This window comes from Pedobacter rhizosphaerae, assembly GCF_900111155.1.
Taxonomy (GTDB): domain Bacteria; phylum Bacteroidota; class Bacteroidia; order Sphingobacteriales; family Sphingobacteriaceae; genus Pedobacter; species Pedobacter rhizosphaerae.
In genome coordinates, this window is record NZ_FOGG01000033.1 from 47136 (window position 1) to 55522 (window position 8387).

At 40.6% G+C, this 8387-nt stretch carries 5 protein-coding genes; 4 read left to right on the forward strand and 1 reads right to left on the reverse strand.

The window, feature by feature from the left end:
• The 4 genes from BMX11_RS19670 to BMX11_RS19685 all read left to right on the forward strand — a co-directional run bounded on the left by BMX11_RS19670 (window position 1) and on the right by BMX11_RS19685 (window position 7669).
• Window positions 1-1182 carry an AGE family epimerase/isomerase gene (locus tag BMX11_RS19670; RefSeq protein ID WP_090887718.1) on the forward strand — a complete coding sequence of 394 codons (1182 nt, stop codon included), beginning with the start codon at window positions 1-3 and terminating at the stop codon, window positions 1180-1182.
• Complete coding sequence (locus tag BMX11_RS19675; protein ID WP_090887721.1) at window positions 1182-3164, forward strand: family 20 glycosylhydrolase; 1983 nt, start codon at window positions 1182-1184, stop codon at window positions 3162-3164. The genes BMX11_RS19670 and BMX11_RS19675 overlap by 1 nt, the downstream gene beginning before the upstream one ends.
• A 112-nt stretch (window positions 3165-3276) precedes the next feature.
• Entirely contained in the window at window positions 3277-4848 is a 1572-nt protein-coding gene (locus BMX11_RS19680) for a Na+/H+ antiporter (protein WP_090887724.1), read from the forward strand.
• A 940-nt stretch (window positions 4849-5788) separates the two neighbouring features.
• Window positions 5789-7669 (forward strand): gamma-glutamyltransferase family protein, encoded by a 1881-nt coding sequence (locus BMX11_RS19685; protein ID WP_090887727.1) that lies wholly within the window; start codon window positions 5789-5791, stop codon window positions 7667-7669.
• A 491-nt stretch (window positions 7670-8160) separates the two neighbouring features.
• Here BMX11_RS19685 and BMX11_RS19695 read toward each other — a convergent pair.
• A partial coding sequence (locus BMX11_RS19695) for a hypothetical protein (protein WP_217643883.1) occupies window positions 8161-8387 on the reverse strand: 227 nt, incomplete at its 5' end.

The window sequence follows — 8387 nt, forward strand, 5'->3', positions numbered from 1 at the left end:
ATGAGTTATAATATTGCTGATTTACAACGATTAAAAGAATTTTATGAGCATCAGCTTTTAAAAGATACTGTGCCTTTTTGGTTTCCCAGATCAATTGATGAAACTTATGGAGGCTACCTGTTTATGAGAGATCAGGACGGCACCCTGATAGATGATGATAAGGCGGTGTGGATACAGGGAAGAGCAGCCTGGTTGCTCTCTACACTCTACAATACCGTTGAGCAAAAACCAGAATGGTTAGCGGGCGCAAAATCGGGCATTGATTTTCTCAATAACCATTGTTTTGATACTGATGGACAAATGTTTTTCCACGTTACCCGGGAGGGGAAGCCTATTCGTAAACGCAGATATTACTTTTCTGAAACCTTTGCAGTAATTGCCCATGCGGCTTACGCTAAAGCTAGCGGAGATGAATCGGCAGCAGAAAAAGCCCGGTATCTTTTCGGAAAATGCATTGAATACGCAACTACACCCGGACTTTTGCCTGCAAAATTTGCCGATACCCGCCCTTCTAAAGGGATTGGCGTGCCCATGATTATGATCAATACAGCGCAGCAATTACGGGATACCATTGGCGATCCGCGCTGTGACGAATGGATCATGAGATGGATTGAGGATATTAAACGCGATTTTGTGAAAGACGATATCCAATGTGTAATGGAGCAGGTGGCACCAGATGGTTCCATTATCGATCACATTGATGGCCGTACCTTAAACCCAGGCCATGCGATAGAAGGAGCCTGGTTCATTCTACACGAAGCCCAATACCGGAATAACGACCCTGAATTAATCGCTTTGGGCTGTAAAATGCTCGATTACATGTGGCAACGGGGCTGGGATAAAGAATATGGTGGAATCCTTTATTTCAGGGATGTTTATGGAAAGCCTGTGCAAGAATATTGGCAGGATATGAAATTCTGGTGGCCACAAAACGAAACCATCATTGCTACACTTTTGGCTTACACTTTAACCGGTAAGGAAAAATATGCGCAATGGCATAAAATGATTCACGATTATGCTTACGATAAGTTTAACGACAAAGTAAATGGCGAGTGGTTCGGTTATCTCCACCGTGATGGTAGGGTAGCTCAAACCGCTAAAGGAAATTTGTTTAAAGGTCCCTTTCACTTACCCAGACAGGAATGGTATTGCATGCAAATCCTTAAAAATTATCTAAAGTAATGAAATATATAGGTTGTATTATAGTATTGTTATTCATTGCATTGGCAGTTCAATCACAGGTAGAGACTGATAGAGTTCTGTTGCCTGATGTGCAGGCCTATAAAATGGGAAGTAGAACCTTTAAACCAGGAAAAAATCTTGAAGTACTTTCAACTGTAGATAGTTTTAAAGCCGAAGTAAATTGGTTAGGCAATAATCCTATTCAAGGAGGAGTTGATGTCGTCCAACAAAAAGAAGGTAACGGAAGCATCCAAAAAATACAATTATCGACTAGTTCGGAGCCTTTTTTTAAGGAGCATCCCGATGGTTACCGAATCAATATTGATCAAAATAGTATACAAATAACAGCAGGCACGGCAGCGGGTATACACTATGGGGCTTTAACCTTATCGCAACTGTTTGATTCGGGAAAGATTCGTGTTGGGGTAATTCAAGATTATCCGGCCTTTAGCTGGCGGGGCTATATGGTAGATGTGGGCAGGAATTATCAATCGATAGCCCTTTTAAAGCAACAAATAGATGTCATGGCAGCGCACAAGCTCAATGTCTTTCACCTTCATTTAACAGAAGATATAGCTTGGCGCTTAGCTATAAAAAAGTATCCTCAGCTTACTTCTGCCGCATCTATGCAACGAAATAAGGGTATGTTTTATTCGGAAGCCGAGCTTAAAGAGCTGATTCAATATTGCAAGGAACGATACATTACACTGGTGCCAGAAATTGATATGCCCGGGCATTCGGCTGCATTTAAAAGGGCAATGGGCGTAGATATGCAAAGCGATTCGGGCATCGTGATCCTTAAAAATATTTTAAGGGAATTTATCACCACTTATCAGCTTCCTTATCTGCATATTGGTGCTGATGAAGTGAAAATTACCAATAAGAATTTTGTTCCCGAGATCAGTAGCTACATCGAATCTTTTGGTATAAAAGTGATTGGTTGGGAACCGGGGGGTAACTTTAATGCTTCAACTATCCGTCAGCTTTGGATGGATGATGCAGGTTTAACAAGTGGTAAAAACAAAATCCAATACATTGATTCAAGACACCTCTATTTAAACCACATTGATCCCTTAGAAAGTGTGGTAACCATTTTTTTTCGCCAATTGGCTGATGTGGATGAAGGAAATGCCGAGGCGCTCGGTGCAACGCTTTGTTTATGGCCAGATCGTGCCATCGCCAAAGAAAATGATGCCATTGAGATGAATGCGGTATATCCAGCCATGCTGGCCTTTGCTGAGCGGAGTTGGTTAGGTAAAGGTTACAAGGGATGGGTTACCAATATGGATGGAAACGGTGCTGAAGCTTTATCAGTCTTTCAAGATTTTGAAAAGCGTTTAATGGAACATAAAAAACGTCATTTTTCAGGTTTATCATTTCCCTATCAGAAACAATCCGATATTGTTTGGAAACTCTTTGGGCCGTTTTCAAATGGAGGGAATGTGGCTAAACCATTTGAACCCGAGCAGGAAACTTTTGATCTGGATAAACAAGATGCGACTCAAAAAGCCCTTGGTGGAACGGTTATTTTACGACACTGGTGGGCACCAAAAATCATTGCGGCACTAGAAAGACCTGCCGAAAATACAACCTGGTATGCTTTCCGCAAAATCTGGTCAGATCAGGATGTCGTTAAACCTTTTTGGGTCGGATTTAATAATTTGTCTCGTTCGCAAGCAACAGATACCCCACAAAAAGGGACCTGGGATAACCATGGCTCGCAAATATGGGTAAACGATAAAATTGTTCCTCCTCCAGCTTGGAAAAATGCCGGACAGCGAGGGAATCTGGAAATTCCTTTGGTTGATGAGGGCTATGAATATCGGGAGCCGACTTTGATTAAACTAAAAAAGGGCTGGAACACCATCAGAATCAAGGTGCCAATAGCAAGTTTCAAGGGGAAGGACTGGAATAATCCGCAGAAATGGATGTTTACCTTTGTGGAAATGAGTACTTCTGATCGTAAAAATCAATCTCACTAATCATTGGATTTGAGCTGGTTCTTCAATTAGGCTGAGGACTACAGACTTCGGACTATTCCGGTTTTAATACAAAAAAAATCGTATTTTCCCTTCATAATCCATTCATACCACTATGCTCGATCAATTTCCATTCTATTTAGGTCTTATTTTGGCCATTGTATTGTTGATTATGTTGGCAGGGAAAATTAAGGTCGCATATCCGGTATTGTTGGTGGTGGCTGGGCTTTTAATCAGCTTCATTCCAGGGATTCCTGTTATTCATATTGATCCTGAGCTTATTTTTATCATATTTCTGCCTCCCTTACTTTATGATGCATCCTGGGCCATTTCCTGGAAGGAGCTTTGGCGATGGCGCAGAATCATTTGCAGTTTTGCATTTATTGTGGTGTTTTTAACAGCCATGTCTGTAGCCTTTGTAGCCAATCATTTTATTCCAGGTTTTTCTATTGCCTTGGGCTTTCTGTTGGGAGGGATAGTTTCTCCGCCAGATGCGGTAAGTGCAGGGGCTATATTAAAATTTGTTAAGGTGCCAAAGCGGATGTCGTCTATTTTAGAAGGCGAAAGTTTACTAAATGATGCTTCTTCGCTGATTATTTTTCGCTTTGCATTAATTGCTGTAGGCACCGGACAATTTGTGTGGTATGAAGCTGCTGGTACATTTATATGGATGGTTGTTGGTGGTGTTGGCATAGGCTTACTGGTGGGCTGGCTTTTTATGAAGGGGCATCGCCTGTTGCCTACAGATGTTAATACAGACATTGTTTTAACCATTTTAACGCCTTATATGATGTACATTGCAGCAGAGGAGCTGCATAGCTCGGGTGTTTTGGCGGTGGTAAGTGGAGGGCTTTTTCTGTCTAATAAAAGGCATGTGTTTTTAAGCAGTACCTCCCGGTTCAGAGGAATTAATTTCTGGGAAAGCTTGTGTTTTGTGCTCAACGGATTGGTATTTATGCTGATAGGCTTAGATTTACCCGAAATAGTGAGTGGATTGGACGGTGTAAGCCTGGGTACAGCTATAGGTTATGGTGTGTTGGTTACGGGTGTGCTAATTGTAGGGCGGATTCTTTCGGCTTATGGCGCAGTAGTAGTGACTTTAATTGCCCGAAATTTTATTACAGTGGCCGATTCAAGAAGTCCGGGGTTTAAGGTTCCATTAGTATTGGGCTGGACAGGTATGCGGGGTGTGGTATCTTTAGCTGCCGCATTGTCTATTCCCTTAACCCTAAATGGTGCGCCTTTTCCCCAGCGTAATTTGATTTTATTTATCACCTGTATCGTTATTTTATTAACCTTGCTTTTGCAGGGATTGAGCTTACCTTATTTGATTAAGAAAATCGGAATACCAGATGTTGACCATAGTCTTTCTGAGGAAGAGGAGGAAGAACAATTGAAGCGTGATATGACACATGAAGCAGTTACGCATCTCCGTGCCAATTACAGTGAACAGTTAAAGGAACAGATTTTCTTGCAGCAATTGGTAGCGAAATGGGAAGGAAAGGAGCAAATGATGGTGGATCCGGATCAGCAAAATGTATGTAAAGATGTATATCTCGATATTTTAAACCGACAAAGAAAATGGTTGCTGGCTAAGAACTCTGCAGAAATAACCTTAAATGAAGAATTGGTTCGCAAATATTTATTATATCTGGATTTGGAGGAGGAGAAGCTTCAGTTTATGTAGTGATTAAGGATGGAGGTGGTTGCTTTGGGATATGCATTATCCTAACCATGAGGTAATTGGTTAAGCCATCCTGTATTATTCAAACATGCTCTAATTCTTTATTGAAGCTATATATCTTAAATGGTAAAAAAAGATATGATTACAATTTTAACCATATAAGCCATATAAGGAAATATAGGAGTAGCCTGCAGCCTCTATGGTAAGTAATTCTTTATTGAACTTATATGTCTTAAATGGTAAAAAAAAGATATGGTTACAATTTGAACCATATAAGCCATATAAGGAAATATAGGAGGAGCTTACAAATTAGCCAAGCGGTTAAGTCATCCTTCTATTATTTAAACCTTCAAACATGCTCTAATTCTTTATTGAAGCTATATATCTTAAATGGTGAAAAAAGATATGATTATAATTTTAACCATATAAGCCATATAAGGAAATATAGGAGGAGCCTGCAGTCTCTATGGTATGTAATTCTTTGTTGAACTTATATGTCTTAAATGGTAAAAAAAAGATATGATTACAATTTGAACCATATAAGCCATATAAGGAAATATAGGAGGAGCTTACAAATTAGCCAAGCGGTTAAGTCATCCTTCTATTCTTCAAACCTTCAAACATGCTCTATTTCTTTATTGAAGCTATATATCTTAAATGGTGAAAAAAGATATGATTATAATTTTAACCATATAAGCCATATAAGGAAATATAGGAGGAGCCTGCAGTCTCTATGGTATGTAATTCTTTGTTGAACTTATATGTCTTAAATGGTAAAAAAAAAGATATGATTACAATTTGAACCATATAAGCCATATAAGGAAATATAGGAGTAGCCAGCAGTCTCTATGGTATGTAATTCTTTGTTGAACTTATATGTCTTAAATGGTAAAAAAAAGATATGGTTACAATTGCTGGCTTTAATTTTCTTTATCTTTAGCGTATGAAGAAGTTGAGTTTACTTTTAGCCTCGCTTGGTATTGCAGGCAGCTTAATGGCACAGCAAACGCAAAAACCGATGCTTTATGGTAACAGCTGGATGGCCATTACCGGAAAGCCTATGGCAGCAACTGCAGGGTCGATGATTTTTCAGCAGGGCGGTAATGCAGTAGATGCTGTATGCGCCATGCTTGCTGCAACCTGTACCATGTGGGATACGTTAAGTTGGGGTGGTGAAACACAGGCCCTCATTTACAACCCGAAAACCAAACAGGTAATTGCCATTAATGCCATGGGCGTTGCACCAACTGGTGCCACAGTAGAATTCTTTAAAAGTAAAGGGTATAATTTTCCACCAGAGTACGGCCCCTTGGCTGCTACTACGCCCGGTACGCCGGGAGGCTTAATTTATATGTTGAGTAAATATGGTACCATGAGTTTAGCGCAGGTACTGGCCCCCTCCATTCACATGGCCGAGGGCTATGCCATTGAAGCACAGGCAGTCAATGCGATGGAACGTGGTAAAGAATTGATTAAAACCTGGCCATATAGTAAAAAAGTATTTCTGCCTCACTTGGGAGAGAAACGGGAAGCTCCGGAAGGAGGAGAAATATTTAGGCAGCAGGACCTTTTCAATACCTTAACCAAAATGGTAGAGGCAGAAAAAGAAGCGCTAAAGCAAGGTAAGAGTCGTGAGGATGCACTCATGGCTGCTTATGATCGATTTTATAAAGGTGATATTGCCCGGGAGTTTGTTCGTGGAAGTAAGGAGCAGGGTGGTTTAATTACCATGGATGATTTGGCGAAATGGAAACCTGTAGAAGAGGCTGCTTTAAGCACTAATTATAAAGGGATTGAAGTGTACAAATTGCAACAGTGGACACAGGGGCCAATGTTGTTGCAGGCATTGAATATTTTAGAAAACTTTGATCTAAAAGGCATGGGCTATAATAGTCCGAAATATATTCACACGGTGTACCAGGCAATGAATCTGGCTTTTGCAGATCGTGATTTTTATTATGGCGATCCGGCTATGACACCCCAAGAGCCGATGAAAGGTTTGCTGAGTAAAGCCTATGCGAAACAGCGGGCCTCCCTTATTCAGTTTAATCAAAATGATAGTAAAATAGGTCCTGGAGATCCATATCCTTTTGAGGGGAAGAAAAATCCTTATTTGAAGCTTTTAAAAAGCAGAGGTTTTGAGATGGACACCAGCAAACGGAATTTTGCACCTAAACACGATTTAGGGAACAACAGTTTGAAGGAAGATTATCAAGACCGCTTGTGGAGAGGAACAACCTCTATCGAAGCAGCTGATAAGGAAGGCTGGATTGTTTCGGTTACGCCAAGTGGTGGTTGGTTGCCTGCTTGTATTGCGGGTAATACCGGAGTTGGCATGAGTCAGCGGATGCAGAGTTTTGTGCTTGACGCTAGTTTGAATCCTTTTAATGTGGTAGCGCCAGGTAAACGGCCACGGGTTACTTTGTCGCCATCATTATTTTTGAAAGATGGCAAGCCTTATGTATCTGCTGCGGTACAGGGTGGCGATACCCAGGATCAGAATCTTTTACAATTTTTCCTGAACATGGCTGAATTTGATATGCCGGTACAAAAGGCTACTGAAGCCGCAAACTTTAATACTAACCAGCTTTGGCTATCGTTAGGTGGAACGAAAATCAGCGATCGGGAGCCTAAACCTGGCCAAATACTATTGAATAACAATACTCCAGAACAAACCCGTAATGAGCTGAAAAAGATGGGCTATATACTGAGCTTCTCTGAACGTACAAGCGGACCGATCAATGCCATTTATTTCGATTGGAAACATGGTAGCTTTTGGGGAGGTTCTAGCAATCATGGAGAAGATTATGGGATAGGATGGTAGGTTTTAGGCTGGAGTTGGGAGTTTGTAGTGTTGAGTTATAAGCAGAGCGCATATAGTAAAGATTCCCTCCTGCGAGGGAATGACGATAGGTAGAAGGGTATTCAGAAGAATAACAATTTTCAAAAGAATACGTCGTGTAGGGAAAGGACGAAAGCCCTGGGATAAGGCATCATGCTAACTGCAGTTAATAAAGTACCTACCAATGCTAAGTATGCCCTCTGGCCTAGCAGCATTTCGCCGGAAAGGAGTATTTGAATGTTTGCAGTTTCAAACGGGTACCTACTGCCCAAGGGAATAAGCAGCTAGGGAGGGCTGAGCGTGTAATGGCCAAGCCTCTTATTACCGCTAATCGCATTCGGATGCTCCTAGCCAAGAAAGGATGCAAGCCTTGATTTTTGGTTATCTTTTTATCAAGTGGCCGTTGCACAACATTAACTAATCCTCCCAGCCTTTTATGTCTCTGGTTCATTTGTTTTCAGTTTGATTATTTATTAAAGGTGTACTATGGAAATAAATTGGTATTTACATACATCCAAAGTATTTAATACGCGTAAATAAATTTTCTCTACACTATTGCTTATGTTTTTTGCCAAAACGGCTTTAGCCACATACTTAAGCTGGTTTTTACGTACTGTAAACCTTAATAGTTTTTTAAGATTGTAAGCGACTGCTGCCATTATCATACATTTATTTGCTTGTATGAGTCCCTTTGTATTTA

What these genes read in the sequence shown, in the direction of transcription:
- BMX11_RS19670 (WP_090887718.1), top strand. Translation starts at nt 1, where the DNA reads ATGAGTTATAATATTGCTGATTTACAACGATTAAAAGAATTTTATGAG.
- BMX11_RS19675 (WP_090887721.1), top strand. Translation starts at nt 1,182, where the DNA reads ATGAAATATATAGGTTGTATTATAGTATTGTTATTCATTGCATTGGCA.
- BMX11_RS19680 (WP_090887724.1), top strand. Translation starts at nt 3,277, where the DNA reads ATGCTCGATCAATTTCCATTCTATTTAGGTCTTATTTTGGCCATTGTA.
- BMX11_RS19685 (WP_090887727.1), top strand. Translation starts at nt 5,789, where the DNA reads ATGAAGAAGTTGAGTTTACTTTTAGCCTCGCTTGGTATTGCAGGCAGC.